Annotated in this window: 22 protein-coding genes; 3 read left to right on the forward strand and 19 right to left on the reverse strand. The window is 29.4% G+C overall.

Annotation, left to right across the window (positions count from 1 at the left end; all coding sequences use genetic code 11):
• Positions 1–216: 216 nt before the first annotated feature.
• From Q1A15_RS11370 to Q1A15_RS11460, 19 genes are all read right to left on the reverse strand, one after another.
• Positions 217–969, reverse strand: coding sequence for a hypothetical protein (locus tag Q1A15_RS11370; protein ID WP_299623499.1), 753 nt, complete (start codon positions 967–969; stop codon positions 217–219).
• Positions 970–1072: 103 nt separating this feature from the next.
• Positions 1073–1768: a CPBP family intramembrane glutamic endopeptidase gene (locus Q1A15_RS11375; protein ID WP_299623502.1), complete on the reverse strand. Its 696-nt coding sequence runs from the start codon at positions 1766–1768 to the stop codon at positions 1073–1075.
• Between the two features lie 78 nt (positions 1769–1846).
• Positions 1847–2353: a GNAT family N-acetyltransferase gene (locus Q1A15_RS11380; RefSeq protein WP_299623505.1), complete on the reverse strand. Its 507-nt coding sequence runs from the start codon at positions 2351–2353 to the stop codon at positions 1847–1849.
• Positions 2354–2398: 45 nt separating this feature from the next.
• The gene (locus Q1A15_RS11385) at positions 2399–3514 is read right to left on the reverse strand and encodes a hypothetical protein (protein ID WP_299623508.1); all 1116 of its coding nucleotides are present in this window, start codon (positions 3512–3514) and stop codon (positions 2399–2401) included.
• A 96-nt stretch (positions 3515–3610) separates the two neighbouring features.
• Complete coding sequence (locus Q1A15_RS11390; RefSeq protein WP_299623511.1) at positions 3611–4339, reverse strand: hypothetical protein; 729 nt, start codon at positions 4337–4339, stop codon at positions 3611–3613.
• 29 nt (positions 4340–4368) lie between these two features.
• Positions 4369–4749, reverse strand: coding sequence for a VOC family protein (locus Q1A15_RS11395; RefSeq protein ID WP_299623515.1), 381 nt, complete (start codon positions 4747–4749; stop codon positions 4369–4371).
• Positions 4750–4780: 31 nt separating this feature from the next.
• Positions 4781–5236 carry a RidA family protein gene (locus Q1A15_RS11400; protein ID WP_299623518.1) on the reverse strand — a complete coding sequence of 152 codons (456 nt, stop codon included), beginning with the start codon at positions 5234–5236 and terminating at the stop codon, positions 4781–4783.
• A gap of 20 nt (positions 5237–5256) precedes the next feature.
• Positions 5257–5592, reverse strand: coding sequence for a hypothetical protein (locus Q1A15_RS11405; RefSeq protein ID WP_299623521.1), 336 nt, complete (start codon positions 5590–5592; stop codon positions 5257–5259).
• A 24-nt stretch (positions 5593–5616) separates the two neighbouring features.
• Positions 5617–6069 (reverse strand): nuclear transport factor 2 family protein, encoded by a 453-nt coding sequence (locus Q1A15_RS11410; protein ID WP_299623524.1) that lies wholly within the window; start codon positions 6067–6069, stop codon positions 5617–5619.
• Between the two features lie 38 nt (positions 6070–6107).
• Entirely contained in the window at positions 6108–6842 is a 735-nt protein-coding gene (locus tag Q1A15_RS11415; RefSeq protein WP_299623527.1) for a phosphatase PAP2 family protein, read from the reverse strand.
• A gap of 15 nt (positions 6843–6857) precedes the next feature.
• The gene (locus Q1A15_RS11420; RefSeq protein ID WP_299623529.1) at positions 6858–7817 is read right to left on the reverse strand and encodes a hypothetical protein; all 960 of its coding nucleotides are present in this window, start codon (positions 7815–7817) and stop codon (positions 6858–6860) included.
• A gap of 48 nt (positions 7818–7865) precedes the next feature.
• Complete coding sequence (locus Q1A15_RS11425) at positions 7866–8360, reverse strand: hypothetical protein (protein ID WP_299623531.1); 495 nt, start codon at positions 8358–8360, stop codon at positions 7866–7868.
• A gap of 16 nt (positions 8361–8376) precedes the next feature.
• Entirely contained in the window at positions 8377–8871 is a 495-nt protein-coding gene (locus Q1A15_RS11430; RefSeq protein WP_299623534.1) for a hypothetical protein, read from the reverse strand.
• A 75-nt stretch (positions 8872–8946) separates the two neighbouring features.
• Positions 8947–9159, reverse strand: a complete 213-nt coding sequence (locus Q1A15_RS11435; RefSeq protein WP_299623537.1) for a hypothetical protein — start codon at positions 9157–9159, stop codon at positions 8947–8949.
• A gap of 185 nt (positions 9160–9344) precedes the next feature.
• Positions 9345–10499, reverse strand: a complete 1155-nt coding sequence (locus Q1A15_RS11440; RefSeq protein WP_299623540.1) for a hypothetical protein — start codon at positions 10497–10499, stop codon at positions 9345–9347.
• Between the two features lie 101 nt (positions 10500–10600).
• Positions 10601–13063: a leucine-rich repeat domain-containing protein gene (locus tag Q1A15_RS11445; RefSeq protein ID WP_299623543.1), complete on the reverse strand. Its 2463-nt coding sequence runs from the start codon at positions 13061–13063 to the stop codon at positions 10601–10603.
• Positions 13064–13228: 165 nt separating this feature from the next.
• Positions 13229–13384, reverse strand: coding sequence for a hypothetical protein (locus tag Q1A15_RS11450; protein WP_299623546.1), 156 nt, complete (start codon positions 13382–13384; stop codon positions 13229–13231).
• A 13-nt stretch (positions 13385–13397) separates the two neighbouring features.
• A complete protein-coding gene (locus tag Q1A15_RS11455; protein ID WP_299623549.1) occupies positions 13398–14912 on the reverse strand; it encodes a T9SS type A sorting domain-containing protein in 1515 nt (504 codons plus the stop codon).
• A 69-nt stretch (positions 14913–14981) separates the two neighbouring features.
• Positions 14982–15638 (reverse strand): leucine-rich repeat domain-containing protein, encoded by a 657-nt coding sequence (locus tag Q1A15_RS11460; RefSeq protein ID WP_299623552.1) that lies wholly within the window; start codon positions 15636–15638, stop codon positions 14982–14984.
• A gap of 170 nt (positions 15639–15808) precedes the next feature.
• On the opposite strand from Q1A15_RS11460, the gene Q1A15_RS11465 reads away from it, so the two are divergent.
• From Q1A15_RS11465 to Q1A15_RS21040, 3 genes are read left to right on the forward strand one after another with little or no spacing between them, the layout of a single operon-like run.
• On the forward strand, positions 15809–16288 hold the full coding sequence (locus Q1A15_RS11465) for a hypothetical protein (protein ID WP_299623555.1): 480 nt from the start codon (positions 15809–15811) through the stop codon (positions 16286–16288).
• Positions 16240–16527, forward strand: coding sequence for a WG repeat-containing protein (locus Q1A15_RS21035; RefSeq protein ID WP_363322675.1), 288 nt, complete (start codon positions 16240–16242; stop codon positions 16525–16527). The genes Q1A15_RS11465 and Q1A15_RS21035 overlap by 49 nt, the downstream gene beginning before the upstream one ends.
• 6 nt (positions 16528–16533) lie before the next feature.
• A complete protein-coding gene (locus Q1A15_RS21040; RefSeq protein WP_363322676.1) occupies positions 16534–16947 on the forward strand; it encodes a WG repeat-containing protein in 414 nt (137 codons plus the stop codon).
• Positions 16948–17387: the final 440 nt, after the last annotated feature.

Raw genomic sequence — 17387 nt, forward strand, 5'->3', positions numbered from 1 at the left:
TATTAATTCAGAAAGTTCTTCAATACTCATTCCAGATTTTCTATTTCCGTAGAAGCCTTTTTGTAAATCAAATTTTTTCTCAACTACGTAATATGCAATATCATGATTTGGAAGATCTGGGTCTAAACTGTAACTTTTAGAAGTATTGTTATTTCGTTTACATATTAACGGTTTGTGTATGGCGCATATTCTGAAGTGTATGCACTACATACTCTGTTAGATAGTTATTTTTCTTATTTTCGAAATTTGTTTAGCATATTCATACCCTGTAGGTTTTTGAATTCCATATTTTTTATAACCTAAACTTTCAGAACCTTTATCACCATAAAAAAAATTAAATATTCTATCGTATTCTTCTGAATTTTTATTCTCTGAGTAATATTTTTCTATTTTGATAAAATCTGATTCTATATAGTCTTGAAAGTAATTGTTTTCTAATTTTAAAGAAAAAATTTCCTGTTTCAAATGTTCCCTTAGTGTTTTGGGTTGAGGGTTCTTTAATCTGTAAAAAGTCCTATTTAAATATTCTAAAGTTCTGTTTGTAATTAATTCTGTTGAAAATAATTCGCTAGTCCAAAAATAGGGAACACAAAAACTTCTATTTATCAATGGGGTTAGTTTAAATTTGCTATCGAAATCTGTCGAAAAGAAATTTGTCCAACCTCCTTTTAAATCATCGGCAATATTAAGAACAACTGTTATTTCTTTAGAACTAGATTCAACCAACTTGGTATTGAAATTTTTAATAGTTTGTTCCATTATAGCTTCCGCTCTAAGGTTTTCTAATTCAGATATTTTCTGTAAGATATGATTTTTAGCCATTGGGTTAAATCCTCCAATAGGCAAAGCTAAATCTCCTTTTGTATCTCCTTGAAGTTTTGAAATATACTCTTTAAACCTTTCAGCTGATATAGGCTTTGAGTATAGTTCTTTCATTTCAGATAATATTGGTTTCAGTTTAAATTTCATTTATTTTCTCTAATTTGACCTAATGTATTTCTATCTTTTCCTTTTGTAATTATAATTTCCATTTTTCAGCAAAATAAATTAATGATTTAAAGATAAATAATTATTAAACTCTATCAAGCATAGACATAGAATTTAACAGGCAATGTGCGATAATTAAAGGCCATAAGTTTCGTCCGAATTTCACGTAAGCAATTCCCATGATAAGTCCAATTAAACCTACACGAATAGATCTGTCGGATAAATCATATGTATGTCTAAATCCGAAAATCAAAGCTTGTAAGATTACAGCAAGAAATGTTGCAATATTAGTTTTTGAAAATACCTTTTCAAACCAATGGATTAAAAAGCCACGATCTAATAATTCTTCTAAAGTAGATTCTAATAAAACGCCTGGCATAATTGTAAAAAAAAGTATCCAGTTACCTTTTAATTCTCCAAACTTACTCGCAGAACTTTCTCCATAGTTTTTTTCAGGAATAGAAAAAGGTAAAGCATCTTTAAACAGTTCAAAAGCTATTATAGATCCTACAACTGTAACTAAAATTCCAGCAGTAATGAATATAGTTTTTTTTAAGCTTTCAGGTTTTTTTAGTCCCAAATCATACCAAGAAACATTACGGACTTTCATACGCCACATGGCAATTACTAATGTAGAAAGCGACCAAAATAATCCGTTGACTATGAATCCTAGTTTTTCGATATAAATTTCTCGAATTAAAAACATTACAGAGAAATAAATAAGTAAATCGAAAAGGAAATTTTTATAGTTAGGAGATGTTTGTGTTAGTTGATTTTTCATACCGGAAGCTTTTACCACAATGAGACAGCTTTTTTGAAAAACTGTTACACTTTTTGAATAAAATATAAGTATCTCTTTTTAAGAAAGTTGTTTCTGAAAAAGCGTGTTGGTAGAAAGTTTACCTTCTTTAACTCCAACTTTTTGAAAACCTATTCGTTCGTAATAATTACATAATCCTATGTTTTTAGAAACCGCATCTAAACGAAGAAATTCGCAGTTTTCTTGCTTCGCAATCTCAGTAATTTTTTCAATAACTAAACTACCCAATCCTTTTCCGTTGTATTGGTCTTTAATCACTAACGAATGTATATATTTTGCTTTGTCGTTTGTAATTCCCCAATAAGGTTCATCAATATTCATTATTCTCACCATTCCTATTTGTTCAGTATCGTTTAAAATAATGAAGAAGAATTCATGATTTTGAATTCCTGTTGTAACCCATTCGATTTTTTCTTGTGGAGGATTTTTCCAGTATTGCCAATGATCTACATTCTTTTTATTGATTTTTTCTGCTGCGGTTTTAAAAAACTCCAGCACTAAAGAAAGTTCTGATATTTTAATTTCTTGGAATTTGAGATCACTCAATTGTATAGTCACCTTAATTTTAGCTTTTAAGATTTAGAGAAATAATTATTGATTTATTTTATAAAGTATATTTCCTTTTTTACTAGTTACATGCTTTACATGTCCACTAATTTTTAATTCTTCCAATACTGTTTTAATTTCTTTAGAAGTGAAAATCTCTAACTTTTCAAAGTCATTTTGAAGCGATCCCCATTTTTGAATTCTCAAAGGAGAAAATGCCCATTTAGAGTATTTTGTTAAGAATACTTTTAATAGTTCAGCAAGAGATTCTTCTTTGGTTTGTGTTTTATTCCAGTATTCAGTTTCTAAATAATCAGATTTGAAGTTTAGGAATGATTGTGATTGAAAATCGTATTGAATGATTGGAGTATCATTAACATTCTCTGGAAGATTCTTGTTTTTAGGAACAATAATTAACGGTTGTATTTCAACAGAAATATTACGTTCATCTAAATAATTACGATATAAGTCAACGTAAGAATTTAGTTCTGTGTTTGCTGCTTCTATATACAGCATTTTATCGGTTTTCTTTACCTCAATTACGTAGTGCGTATCTTTTGTTTCAATAATTACATCAACGATATAACGAACTCTATTTGAAGTTAAATGAACTTTTCTTTTTAGTCTGTTGAATTTAAAAGGAATTGTTTTTTTGTTTAGCTTTTGTAGTACTGTTCTCTCAAAATTTAAAGCTTGATGAACTAAAACAGCTGGATCATCGTGTTTAGGAATTGAAAGTACATCAGCTATTCCTTTAGGTATAATTTCAGGTTCATCTATAGATTCTACTTCATCAACATCATCTATTTGTTCATTCGATAAATCATCTTCAATTTGCTTTTTCGTTTTATCTTCAATTTCGTTGTTTTTAGCTTTACCTTGAAGATAAGTCCAATACTCTTTACGATTCCAGATTAACGCAGCTATTTTTTCTAAGAATTCTAATTCTGTTACTAATGTTGCGATTATGAAAATAGCAATTGTATAGACTATAACACTATCGGCATATAAACTAATTGACATTACAAATAACGAACCAACTAGTTGAATTTTTGTTGTTGGTTTACTGCCAAAAGCGAGAAATATGAGCATCACCAATCCAGAAAAAGCAAATAAATCTGCTATTTTGAAGGTTTCAAAAAACTCTTGTAGAAATTGCATAACGCTTTTTAGTTATTTGGTAATGGCTTTAAATTTAGTCAAAAAGCTTGACAATTGAAGAAACAACACGAAAAATAGTGTTTGAGTTTAGAAAGTTTACTTTTCATTTTCTTTTAACCAAGCTAAACTCTGATCAAAATATTTACGGATTGTTTTTTTTAGATGAGAACTATAATCTGTATTTTCATTACGCTCTTTAGACAGCCAAGCCATTACATATGCAATAATTTGTTCAGGGAGATATCCTTGGACGCTCGATTCCCAACCAAATTCTTTTGAATTGAATTGAAAACGAGAATTCCCTAAGAAAATTCCAAAACCATATACTATTGCAGTAAGGTCTGTTAAATATTCATCATTTTCTTCAATTCGATTTTCACCTAATAAAATTTGATGAGCTAGTTCGTGAGATATCGTTGCAATTAGGGAAACAGGATTTTTTAATTGTTTAGTTTCAATTGAAATTATAGTTTCTGTTTCAGTTTGCTGATAAGTTCCACTAGCACTTTCCCAGCTACCATCAATATCTGCAGGTGTTGTTAAAATTGTTCCATCAGCCATTTCGATAGGAGAATCAGAAAAATATTCTAAAGTAATATCAATGTCTTTAATATTCATTAATTCCATTGTACGCTCAAGAATAAATTCTGCATCTTCTTTAGTGCCATTAAAATTCCTTTCAAAAAAATCTTCTGTAGGCGTAACAGTTCTAATTAAATTGAAATGTTCTTTACCGAATTCTTCTCGTAACCAGTTCAATTCTTTGTCAATCCAAACTTTATCGGCTTCAGTAATAGGTAATTTATTTTTTCTTTTCCAAAACATTATCAATAGTTTTATATAACATGTATTCCTTAAAAACTGAAATTTTCAATTGGAGAAGAAACATCAATTAAAGTTCCGTCAGGATCTTTTAATAATACTCTTCGTTGGCCGTAGAATGTATCAGCAGGCTCTTGTACAATTTCAAAACTTTCAGCGACTGCAATATTAAATATTTCATCTGCATTATCAACTACAAAAGTAATGTAGAATCCTTGAGGCTTGTTTTGAAATTCTTCTGGAACAATTTCATTAGTTCGATCAATTATACCTAATTCCAAGTTTTTATTATCAGTAACCAAATGAATAAACCAATCACTTTCAAAAGCTATGTTTAGCTTAAAAATTTTTGAGTAAAAATCACGGCTTTTAATTAAGTTATCTGAGCATGTGTTTGTCATTAATCGATTCATAGTCTTTACTTTTTTAAATTTTAAACTTTAATCATTGTATTGTAAATGTAGCTGTAAGTCCGACACTAAAATTTCTAGGAAGTTTGTGAACGCCAAAGATTGCTCTTGAATGTTGACCTTTTTGTTCGAGTATTTTTAAAAAAAGATCTGATGCACCATTTACAACTTTTGGAGATTCATCCCAATCTTCACCTGATTGAAAATAAGCATCAATATGATTTAAACCGACAATATTATCAATTCCAACATTTTTATCGATTTGAGCTAATACATTCAAAGCAGCTATTTCCATAGCTTTGTAACCGTCTTCAGTTGAAATTTCATTACCTAATCGACCTTGATATTTATATGCTTCATTCCAAATAGGAAATTGAATTGCAACGTATGCAATTTTTTCTCTAATGTTTACTGATACATAACTTCCGCCAGGAGTAGAAGCTTCAGGTAATTCGTAATTGAATTTGTTTAATCGTTCTTTAAGTGTCATTTTACTTCTATGTTTTCTTTTTAAATTATTTCTTTTTTTGAATAACTATAAGTGTGTAAGTCCATAATTTCAACCGATATGTTTTCTATGTCATACAATTTCATAACACTACTTAAAATACGCTGACTTAATTCCTTTTTTTGAACGCCACTTCTTCCTTCCAGCATTTTTACTGTAACATGAATAAATGATTCTTCTGTTCCGCCAACTAAATAATCGTCAATAGGAATCGCTCTAGTTTTAATTGTTCGTTTATCAAAAAGTCCTGAGTTTTCTATATCAACAGTAACTGTTTTTACAGTTTCTTTTATATGTGTATTTAAGTCGTTAGAAAACTCAATAATGCAATGCGGCATAGTTTTATATTTTACGTAATAATATTAATGAGATTTAGAGTCATTGAATTGCCATAGCACATTAACCAATTGCCATTTTCCGTTCAGTTTTACAATGTGCATATAATCTACCCAATCATCAGCAATTAGTTTAACAGAAGCTATTTTGTTAAAAATATCTAGAATAATAATTTCCTTTTTCGGTTTCTTAGGAAATTTATCTTGATTCTTATTATAACTTTCAGCTAATAAAATCATAGCATCGGTAAATGTTTCTCTTAAATATTCTTTATTCGTTTGCTTATTTTTCCAGAACGTTCTTTTCACCATTCTAGGATGAGCAGCTCTTTCAAATTGTTTAGGTTTTACGTTATGTTGCGATTCGATATAATCTAAAGCTACTTGTTTAATAGCTAAAGAATCTTTTTTTGTTTGTCCGAAACAATGCACACTGAAGATTAAAAAGTTAGTTAATAATAGAAAAGATATTTTATTCATAGTTTTTGATTTAAGTAATTTATATGTAGTAGTTAATGTTATAAATTTAATTTAAAATAAAACCCTAGATGATTATTATTAACCGTCGGAATTAACATCATATTATCTTTCTTTTTAAACGGATTCCAGTTTTTTAATGGTTCAAAATGATAGACGAGTTTCGTAACTAAAATTCCTAATCCTGCACCAACCAATACATCAGAAACCCAATGTTTATTATTTACAACTCGTAAAGCGCCCACAACAGAAGTTATTGCATAGCCGCTAAAGGCAAAAGTAGGAGAGGAGTCTTTAAACTCTTCATATAACACGCTTGCATTTGTAAAAGAAAAAGAAGTGTGACCTGAAGGAAAAGCATGTAAAGATCCGTTAGGCCTTTTTTTATTTATAATGTTCTTTCCAGCATGTGTTAAAGCTGCCGTAACAATATTAGCAATAAAGAGATATTTGGTTTGATCGAACCAATGATTTTTCGATTTAACACCTAATAAATCCGCAGTATATAATTCTACAATTGGAGCATACTGAATTAAATCATCAATAGGTAAAGAGAAATCAATAGCATTTTCTGAACCATCGTGAAAACTTCGTTTTATTTCTTTTTCGAAATGACTTCCAGATAATACAGAACCTACTAAAATTAATGAACCAGGTAAGATGAGGTTTTTTATTTTTAGTTGATTCTTATCCTTTGCGACTAAAGTATCCGATTGTATTTGTCCAAATACAAACAACGGAATTAGATAAACAGTAAGCAATAAGTTTTTATGCATAGCTTTTACTTTAAATTATTCAACTCCCATATTCCAAACAGGAAGCTTTAAAGCATTACTGATTTTTACCATATCACTTAACATAAAAGTTTTATCTCCGTGATTTAATAAATTAAAACGTTCTCCTTGCTTTGTTACCAAATTGAGTTCATAGCAATAATAACCACCTGTTTTATTTCCTTGAATAAATTTATGCAAGACTTGTAATGCATGTAACTGATTAAAATGGATGGTTTCGCCTTCTACTTTTATCGTTTGTTTCTGCTTGTTAACATAGATTTTTGTTGGAGTTACTTGAAACAATAAGAAGAAACCAGGCAACATAAATATTCCACCAGAAGTGAAAAATAAATTTCCAGCTTTCATAAAAGTGATGGTTTCTTGATTCAATTGAATTGCTTCAACGAAGGTCCATACAACAGGATTAATACCAAGGATAATAAATCCCCAAGCGATATATTTCATAAAATTACTCGGAGCAATTTTATAACCCGAACGAGTTTCTTCTAAAGCAGTACTAACAAAATTACTTCCAGAGTTTTTTACAGGGTTCCAAGAAATTTGTTGTCCAATATGATCTACATAAGGATCTGAAAAAGTAAAACTTACTTTTCTATTCTTCGGAGAAGATTTTTTTCGTTTTATCACGTAACTATAACCAAAGAATAGCGTTAGAAAAACTAAAACAAAAACAACTGTACCACCGTGTTTTAAGTATTTGTATTTTCTTCTAGCAATTGCTGTTTCATGAACTGGTACTAGAATTTCTAGCTTTGCAATTTCATTTTTAGCTTTTTGATTCGGATTGGCAATTTGTTTTAAGGAATCTAATTTATAAACATTAGTTTCATGTTCAATTATTTCTCGATTAAAATCAGTGCCTACTCTTTGTAGTTGTGGAAATACCACAAAAAACAAAATACCTATTACAGGTAAAAAAACAAGCCATGAATTATTAATTGATACTTTTTTCATAGTAAAATTTAGTTTTTATATAAGTGTATTTAAAATTGATTTTTTTGATTAGTCTCCAGCTACAATTTTCCATTCTCCGTTTTCTTTACGAAAAATTCCAAACCAAGTATGTGATTCAACCTCTTTTCTGAATGGAAGTAAAACAAGATAATCTCCTTCCTTAGATTCGTACGAAAATCGTTTTATAGGTCCTTTTTCTTTTACCAATTCTTGATAGTTCCAAATGGTTAATTTTTCGAGATCTAAAATCTCTTCTACTGTTTTTCCTTTGATATTATTAAATTGTTCAGACCGTACAATTTTTTCTAACTTTTCTTTCCATTCTTTGAGATCAACTTTTCCTTCTCCGCTACCGCCTCCAAGATCCGTAAGATTAGAAGAATATATTTTAAAATATTCAGTGATTTTTCCATGAGCTAGATAATGGATCTGTAGTTTAGCCAAACTATCTATTATTCTTTTATTAGGATCTTTAAATTCTTGAGCGTATGTATACACTGGAATGACAAGAAGTACTAGTATGATTTTCTTAATTTTTAACATGTTTTATTCTTCTTCTTTATTTGAAACCTTTAGTTAAATGACAACCAATTACTTCTGGAGTAATAAGATTTTGGGGACCTTCGTATCCTCTTTTTTCATTGATTTTAATTATTGCAATTCTCCCTTTTTTAGGCGAAGGAATACAACCAACAATTGCGGAGTTTATTACCTTCCATTTATAATTTTTCTTTTCATATACTGTCTTATTTCCAAATGCTGTAGTATGAATAATTATGGATTCTTTTTCAATTTCGTTATACCCAAAACCTTCGTTAAACTTATGTGTTTGTTTTGAATTAATCGTATAGATAATGTTATTAATTTTAGCAGGAAAAGCTTTGAAATCGTAGCCTTTATCTAAAACTGTAATATTATACTGACGAAGTTTCTGACTAATCATATTTTTATATTCATTCCAAACTTTGGTAATATTATAGTTGGTTTTTTCATCCCAATTTTTTTGTTGATACTCTTTAAAAGACCAAGTCCAAATAATAGTATCGTTTTTCATGTTTTGAATGTTTATCGTAAAATCGTAACCACCAATAGCTTCATTTTCTGGTTCAATACCCCAAGTAAAATAATTTTAATCTTCAGACCAACCGATAGGGAAGAAAGTTTCCACTAAACACTTTTTGTTTTTGCAAATATTAGCAAGTATCTTTTTAGGTATGGATAATTTTTCAGGAACCTGAAAAGCTGTATGTTGTTTTAAATCGTTAATACTGTTTTTTTTATTGAATTTTTGACTAGAACTTTGTCTGCTAAATAAAACACATAAAATTGTTATAAAACCCAAGAGTTGTTTTTTTACAGGTTTATAACAATTATTGTTTTTAAATATTGATGTTACGTTAGAATCTATAAACATTATATAATGATGATTAAAATAGAGCAGAGGAAAGTATTATTTTTCGTTAGATAAAAAATTTTAAAACCTTGTTTTTTATCCTCTGCTCTCATTATTAACCGACCCTAAAATTTTTAGTTTATCACGTTAGCCGTTATATTTAATTTTACTGGTTCAACCATATCATTAATCGTTTCTTGACCTACAAACTGTGAATAAAAAACAGCAGTAGTTTTGTATTCAGAAGCTGGTAGATTACCCACAACAAGTACGTTTACATCAGCGCTTTCACCAGGTTTTAATCCTCCTACAGGAAAGATTCTGTGAGCAGTAACAGCATTTTGCATATTTTCAGGAATTATATTCTCATACGTATTTGCAGATTGAAGTTCAATGCTATGGTTTCCAATGTTTTTCCAATGAGTAATTCCTGTAAATGTATTCACACTCACGTCTCTATCAATATCACCAGTGTTAACGTGGTTGTCTACTAACTGCATTGGATTTTTTATATCAACAAAAACATTCACCCATTTCATTCTATTATTTGAATCGTCTTTTAAAACAATGGTAAAGATTTTTGGATAGGAAAAATCAAAACTAGTCTCTGTCGTTGGAAACGGAGTATCAACATCTACAGTTGGAATAGAAGAATCTTGTGTATAAAAAACATCTTCAGCATCAAAAGTAGCCGTTGGAGTTAAATCAGAAAAATCTGTTCCTTCTGGTACAAATAAGTATATTGTTGAACTATTAGAGTTCGGATCGTTAAATACTCGTTCTATGGTAACATCTTCTGTTAATTGCGCATTTTTACTAGCTTCAAATTTAAAATCTGTAACTGTTAATGAAGATGGAGTAGGAGGAATTTCAGCTTCAATAGTAACAACATAGTGTAATAACTCTTGACTTTCATTTAAAGCATTAACAATAGTATGCGTATGACTTTGAGACTCATAAGAAAGAGCTGTATTGCCTCCAGGAATAATAGCAAACTTACTTAGGTTTAATTCGTTTGAAGTGATATTTGGTACAATATGAGGTAAAAAAAGTGGATCAGAAACTACTATATTGATTTTACCATATTCAATTTCTGTATTGTTTTCAATTACTGGTTGAATAATTTCTACAGAAGTAGGAGTAATTCCTAATAAAGGAAATGCAGTTAATTTAGCCTCTTCAAGAATAAATTCTTCAGTGTTATCAGTATCGTTGTCATCACTACAACTGATATAGAATACTGTAAAAAGAGAGAGCATAAGAGCTGTTAGAATTCTTTTGTTTTTCATTTTTTTAAAATTAGATTTATTCAGCAATTTTACTAAAAGTTAGTTCTGACGTCAATAACCCGAACGGGGGGTTTTTATAAATCGTTTTCATTATTTGCACGCTACTCTTTAATGAATTTTTTAAACACCAAACCGTTATTAAATTCTAAAGCAATAATGTATAAACCTTTAGCTAAACCAATCGTTGGTATGTCGATTTCTTTACCTTGTAAAGTAGTAGTTCCAGAAATATTATAAATACTGTAGTTATTAAATTGTATAGTATTAGGGTGAGAAATCTTTAATCTATTTTGTTGGGTAAATACGTGAACAGAATTTTTTAAATCTATATCAGAAATACTTAAAGCAGAATTTTCTGTAATTGATTTAAAACCTGTCCATTCTGCTGCAATATATGCTGATCTTGTGCCGTCAGGAATTATCAAATCGATATTACTACGATCGGTAAAAACATTGTCTCCAAGACCTCCTGATGAACTTCCTGTTGTTATTGCTGGAGTCTCACCTTGAGCTGTAACACTCATTAAAGGATTATTTGCAAAAGCCTTTTGATTTATATGTGAAATACTATAAGGAAGCACTACGCTAACTAATTGATTATTTTCAAAAGTTGATCTATTAATAGTAGAAATACTATTTGGAATAGTTAAACTAGTTAGTTTATTATTTTTAAAAGCTAGTATTCCAATATTAGTAACACTATTAGGTATAACTAAATCTGTTAATTCATTGTTTTCAAAAGCTTGACTTCCAATATTAGTAACACTATTCGGTATCAATATATTATTTAGTTTATTGTTTGCGAAAGCAGAGTTTTTAATTATGGAAATACTGTTAGGTAAATTTACGTTTGTAAGTTTATTATTATCAAAAGCACTGTGTCCAATACTAGTAGTACTATTTGGAATAATTAAATTGTTTAGCTTATTGTTTGCAAATGCTGCACTTCCTATAGTAGTTACATGATTAGGAATGGTTACGCTGGTTAATTCGTTATTGAAAAAAACAGCTTCTTCAATAGTAGCTATACGGTTAGGTATTGTAATGTTAGTTAGTCGATTGTCGGAAAAAGCAAATTCGCCAATATGTATGACATTATTTGATATGTTTACATTAATTAATTGGTTGTTAGAAAAAGCTCCTTCTCCAATACTAGTAACACTCTCAGGGATATTAAGATCAGTCAGTTTATTTTCCTGAAAGGTATAATCTTCTATTTTTAATATATTATTCGATAATATAATGCTTGTTAATTCATTATGTGCGAAAGCAAAACGCCCAATACTTGTAACGTTATTAGGAATAGTTATATTAGTTAATTGATTATTTCCAAAAGCATTTTCTTCGATAGAGGTAACACTATCAGAAAAGTCTATACTAGTTAGTTTATTATCAAAAAAAGCTCCTTTTCCAATATGGGTAACACTTTCAGGTATTGTCACTGTTTCTAATTTATTACCTGCAAAAGCAACATTTCCAATACTAATAACACCGTTAGAGATAGTTATACTGGTTAATTGATTATATCCAAAAGCCCCACCTCCGATATGGCTAACACTTGCTGGAATAGTTATCGTTTCTAAGTTATTAGAATTAAAAGTATCTGATCCAATATACGTAACACTGTTAGGAATGGTTACACTCTTTAGTCCACTTTTGTAAAAAGCATCATGATCAATACGCGTAACACTATTGGGAATAGTTACATGATTTAGTTGATTATTTGAGAAAGCAGAATCTCCAATGCTAGTAACACCATCTGGTATAGTTACACTGGTTAATTGATTTCTATAGAAAGCATCATCTCCAATACTCGTTACATTATACGTTATTCCACTATTTTCAACCTGAGCAGGTATTACTATGTCTCCCATGTTAGTATTATCTATGATCTCTACATCATTTGTACCTGAAATAACTTCATATTGTATATTATCAATTGTAAAAACTTGAGAAACCCCTTCTGTTACAGATTTAAAATTTGTCCAAACAGCAGTAGTATATGTTGCTGCTGTACCTACAGGAATAAACAAATCAATATTATTACGATCAGGAAAAACATTGTATCCAAGACCACCTGATGAACTTCCAGTTGTTATTGCTGGAGTTTCACCTAATGCAATAACACTTATTAAAGGGTTATTTTCAAAAGCATTATCACCTATATTAGTAACACTACTAGGAATGGTGATACTAGTTAGTTCATTTTCTTTGAAAGCATGATTTCCAATGCTGATAACATTATTAGGAATGGTTACGCTAGTTAATTGGTTATCATGAAAAACGGCATCTCCAACATTGGTAACACTATTAGGGATAATTATACTAGTTAATTCACTACTAGCAAAAGCCCCATGTCCAATACTTATCACATTGTATAATTCTCCATTATGTTCAACTCTCTCTGGTATTACTACATTTCCTGTGTTAGTATTATCAGTTATTCTTAAAGAGTTACGGATGCCGATCATTACTTCATATTGTATACCATCAATTGTAAAGACTTGAGAAAATCCAGTAAAGGCTATTAGTAAAGTAAATATTATAAGTAGTTTTCTTTTCATTTTGTAAGATTAGAATTGAAAGACAATTTTACAGAAAGAAAAAACCACGATCAATCACCCGAATAGGGGGTTTTACGTAGTTTTTTATTAAAAATGAAGTTGATAAATAAAAAGCGAGATAGAAAATACAATCTATCTCGCTTTTTTAGCTAGTCGTGTATGGAATTAAAATCCGCTTCCTGGTGGTTCTGGACTAGCAGCTTGAGCTTTTTTAGGATGTAAAATTAAATAGGTGCCCAATGCTGTTAATGCAGTGTACTTTCCATATTTTCCTATTTTTTGTAAAGCTTCTTTTCTATTTATTTTTTCCGATGCTTTCATACTTTTATATTAACTACTTAAATATTACTTTTTTTGTTATTGTTCCTTGTAAGCTTTCAACTTTTACAATATAAACTCCAGTATCTAAACGATTTGATTGTATTGTTAACATTCCTTGAGGAACAACTATTTGTTTATAGATTTCATTTCCTAAAACAGAATATAAACTTACTGTAACTTGCTTATTTTTAGCTAAACCTTGAATCGTAATTTCTTGTTTTCCTGACTTAACTATTTCTACGTTTTGTGTTAATTCAATTTCATCTTCAGTGTTTAAAATTTTAGAAGAAGTGTGTAAATAAAATCTTCCTATTCCTTCTAATTTACTGGTGGTTTTAAACGTGTACGGTTTTTCTTTAGTTAAGTTGATGAATTTTCCTGTTGCTGTATCTTCTAAGTATATGTTAAGGTTTGCAGGAATATTATCTGTATCAACAGTTAAACTAATTTCTTTTCCAGCATCAGATTGTAATCCTATAGGAATTACTGTTGTTTCGTAATCTGAATCTGGTAAGGATTGAATGGTGAAGTCTGTATTTTCATTACCTTCCACTAAATGGGTAAATACATCAAAAGAAGCACCTTTAAAATTTCCAATATCATAACCAGGATCTAAACCTTTTGTAGTATTATTGATATAATTAATTTTCGTAATTACTTGAACATCATTTTGATTTGCTATTAAGCGAATACTAGAACGGTTACGACTTCTTGATAAAGTTGTCGTTGTAGCATTTGGTAAACGATGACTTTCTTTAAACGTAATTGATGAAACACCTGTGTTAGTTTTAATCATGAAACCTTGACCTACATTTAATAAAGTATCACCATCTGATAGTGATGCAGTAACATATTTGTTCTGACTCGCATCCCAAATGTAAACACTTTGATAAAGCGGATCTAGTTTACTTAAATTCTCTTGAATAAAGTTATTATCTGAATTAGCATTTATTGGTAAATAAGCAGTATAAGGGTTTCCAATGGCATTCCATTGATCTGCATCTACATCTATACTCACATCATTAGTTTCTATATTTCCTGTAAAATAAACTCTTCCATCAGTAGCTCTAGATATAATATAGCTTTTTCCTTTTTCAAAAGTAATGGTGTTTGAAGCTAAATCATCAGTTGTATAATATACCCATTTCGATCCTTCAGCTTTGCTATCATTATAATAAGCAACAGCATATCTATTAGGTGTAACAGTTGTATTTACTCGAATATCGTTTCCTGAATTTTCTACAAAATTTTTAATGCTTTGTCCAGAAACAGGTGCAGTAATTAAACTCCATTGGTTTGCTAGTAATTCATATTTATAAAAAGCGATTCTAGCATTGACTTCGCCTTTTACTATAAGACTACCGCTTGTAGCGGCCGATGAATTAATGTCAATTCTATAACCACCATTTAAGTCACCATTTACAATAGCAGCCCCGTTATCTTTTATAACAAAATATGTAGAGTTACTCATTAACAAATCATTCATTTCAACTAAAACTCCTGAAGGAATAACTGGGGAAAAATTCAAGAAATTAGATACAATTACATTTTGATTAGTAGTTGCAATAGTATTTTTAGCCCAGTTTGCAGGATCTGTCTAATCACTTCCATTATTACCAGACCAAATTGCTACTTCTTCAGTTATTTCTTTAAACCCTGTCCAACCAGTTGTAGTATATGCATTTGTAGTTCCAGGAGGAATCATCAAAGTTATGTTAGTACGATTAGAAAAAACATTGTCTTCAAGTTTTTCGAATGTACTATCTTTAGTTGTTGGAGGAGTAGAACCTAATGCTATAACATTTATTAAAGGATTACCGTAAAAAGCATATTCTTCTATATTTGTTACACTTTCAGGAATAACTACACTGGTTAATTTGTTACCAATAAAAGCAGAATCTTCTATATTCATAACACCTTCAGAAATTACAATATCTGTTAGTTGATTACCAGAAAAAGCATAAATTCCAATATCTTTTATACTGCTTGGAATATATACTTCCATTAATAGTTTGTCAGCAAATGCGTAATGTCCAATAGCTGTAATATTGTAGGTAGTTCCATCATATGTAACTTGATCAGGTATTATAAAAAAACTAGGAAGTGAAGTATAATCGAAAGGATCAGGATTTTGAATTATCATTACTTCATTATTTGAAGTTGTTTGATAATATATATCATCAATCGTAAAGACTTGAGCAAATCCAATGAAGCAGAAGATTGATGTAATGATTGTAAGTAATTTTTTTTTCATTTTGTAAGATTAGAATTGAAAGACAATTTTACAGAAAGAAAAAACCTCGATCAATCACCCGAATAGGGGGTTTTACAGTAGGTGTTCTGGTACCTGAAAAGAGGAAAAGTTCATTGATATAATTATAGTATGTTATTTTTATTTACTTTCGTTTAAGAATAAAAAATAAAATGAAAAAGATAATTATACTTACTTTGGCGCTGTACTTAGCGTTAAATAGACTAAGTGCTCAATCAAATACAATTTCTTATGAAAAGTCTTTAAAAAAAGCAGAAATAGTATTTAATAATAAAGATTATTCATCTGCTTTAAGTATCCTAGATTCTATTGTAGTAAATAAGTATAGAATAGATTCAGCAATAGAATCTTTGTATGTCAAAATATTTTTGGCTCAGGGAGATGATTTAAATACGTTAAAACATTTAAATGGATATTTTAGAGGTGTAGATGAAAATGCAGAAGAATACGAAATAATGCTAAATCATTATATCAACCTTAAAATTGTTAATGAAAAAGAATATTTTAGAGAAGGTTTGTTAGCAATTGGTATATCACTCAAGAATGGGAGAAAGGCGGGTTTGTTGATAAAACAGGTAATATTATTGTACCATTCAAATATGTTCAGGTTGAAGACTTTTACAATGGGTTAGCGAAAGTAATAAACCATGATTTTCAAGAAGGTTATATAGATAAGAAGGGGAAAGAAGTTATACCTCTCAAGTTTGATTTTGTTCCTAATAAATTTGGATTTGATTTCGAGGGAGTCGAGTATAAAGGTAAATGGGGTGTTGTAGATAGGAATGGAAATATAATAATTCCTTTCAAATATGAACGATGTTATGGATTTCGAAAAAATGAATTTTCTGTTGCAAAAAGTAAAGGTAAATGAGGTACGATAGATGAATCAGGAAAAACTATTTTACCTTTTAAATATGACAGAATCAAATATGTTAGAGAGGGATTAGCTGGAGTTAAGTTAAACGATAAATGGGGATTTGTTGATAAAACAGGGGGAATAGTAATACCAATTATATATGATACTATTTCAAGTTTTTTTAATAACGTCTCTGTTGTAGAATTAAATTATTCTTGGGGAGCTATTAATAGGGTAGGAAAAATTATTATCCCTTTTGAATATGATGAATTTTATTATACTCCTTTAGGTTTGAGAGAAATGGTTGTTTTAAAAAAGGATACAAAATGGGGAGTTATGGATAGAAAAGGTAGAGTAATTTTACCATTTAAATATGAACAACCGAACGAAGAATTGAAAAAAGATTTGAATTTGATCAAAAAAAGAAAAAAGTAATCAAATTTTATCATACTGATATCCTAAGCAAAATCTAAAGACATTTTTAAAATATCAGCAAGGCATCATTTTAGAAAAAGTCTAAAAATTTATATTAAATTAACAATTAAAAGAAAAATTAATTTAATGTTTTTATACTTGAGATGTCATAATTTATAAATATACACTTACCACAAAGCACCTTAATCAAGGTGTTTTTTTATGTCTGATATTTAGTAAACGAATTATAAAATAATTGTAGGATATGTGTTACAAACTAATGTTCAGATTAACAAGGTTCCTAAAGTATTTCAAGCATTCATTAAAATGCATTTTGAGTATTTAACTGGGAATTAACACTGTAAAAGAGTGTTGGTAGACGTTTGTAAGTGAGGAATTTGAAAACTAAAAAATCTAGGAATTAATAAATCTGTTATAATTTTGATAACCAGAGCCAAAAT

The sequence above is a fragment of the uncultured Tenacibaculum sp. genome (genome assembly GCF_947495995.1).
In the GTDB taxonomy this organism is placed as follows: Bacteria; Bacteroidota; Bacteroidia; order Flavobacteriales; family Flavobacteriaceae; genus Polaribacter.

Excerpts from the sequence above, each read along its gene's own strand:
- Q1A15_RS11370 (WP_299623499.1), bottom strand. The coding sequence starts at position 969 with ATGAAATTTAAACTGAAACCAATATTATCTGAAATGAAAGAACTATAC.
- Q1A15_RS11375 (WP_299623502.1), bottom strand. The coding sequence starts at position 1,768 with ATGAAAAATCAACTAACACAAACATCTCCTAACTATAAAAATTTCCTT.
- Q1A15_RS11385 (WP_299623508.1), bottom strand. The coding sequence starts at position 3,514 with ATGCAATTTCTACAAGAGTTTTTTGAAACCTTCAAAATAGCAGATTTA.
- Q1A15_RS11390 (WP_299623511.1), bottom strand. The coding sequence starts at position 4,339 with ATGTTTTGGAAAAGAAAAAATAAATTACCTATTACTGAAGCCGATAAA.
- Q1A15_RS11395 (WP_299623515.1), bottom strand. The coding sequence starts at position 4,749 with ATGAATCGATTAATGACAAACACATGCTCAGATAACTTAATTAAAAGC.
- Q1A15_RS11400 (WP_299623518.1), bottom strand. The coding sequence starts at position 5,236 with ATGACACTTAAAGAACGATTAAACAAATTCAATTACGAATTACCTGAA.
- Q1A15_RS11405 (WP_299623521.1), bottom strand. The coding sequence starts at position 5,592 with ATGCCGCATTGCATTATTGAGTTTTCTAACGACTTAAATACACATATA.
- Q1A15_RS11410 (WP_299623524.1), bottom strand. The coding sequence starts at position 6,069 with ATGAATAAAATATCTTTTCTATTATTAACTAACTTTTTAATCTTCAGT.
- Q1A15_RS11415 (WP_299623527.1), bottom strand. The coding sequence starts at position 6,842 with ATGCATAAAAACTTATTGCTTACTGTTTATCTAATTCCGTTGTTTGTA.
- Q1A15_RS11420 (WP_299623529.1), bottom strand. The coding sequence starts at position 7,817 with ATGAAAAAAGTATCAATTAATAATTCATGGCTTGTTTTTTTACCTGTA.
- Q1A15_RS11425 (WP_299623531.1), bottom strand. The coding sequence starts at position 8,360 with ATGTTAAAAATTAAGAAAATCATACTAGTACTTCTTGTCATTCCAGTG.
- Q1A15_RS11430 (WP_299623534.1), bottom strand. The coding sequence starts at position 8,871 with ATGAAAAACGATACTATTATTTGGACTTGGTCTTTTAAAGAGTATCAA.
- Q1A15_RS11440 (WP_299623540.1), bottom strand. The coding sequence starts at position 10,499 with ATGAAAAACAAAAGAATTCTAACAGCTCTTATGCTCTCTCTTTTTACA.
- Q1A15_RS11445 (WP_299623543.1), bottom strand. The coding sequence starts at position 13,063 with ATGAAAAGAAAACTACTTATAATATTTACTTTACTAATAGCCTTTACT.
- Q1A15_RS11450 (WP_299623546.1), bottom strand. The coding sequence starts at position 13,384 with ATGAAAGCATCGGAAAAAATAAATAGAAAAGAAGCTTTACAAAAAATA.
- Q1A15_RS11460 (WP_299623552.1), bottom strand. The coding sequence starts at position 15,638 with ATGAAAAAAAAATTACTTACAATCATTACATCAATCTTCTGCTTCATT.
- Q1A15_RS11465 (WP_299623555.1), top strand. The coding sequence starts at position 15,809 with ATGAAAAAGATAATTATACTTACTTTGGCGCTGTACTTAGCGTTAAAT.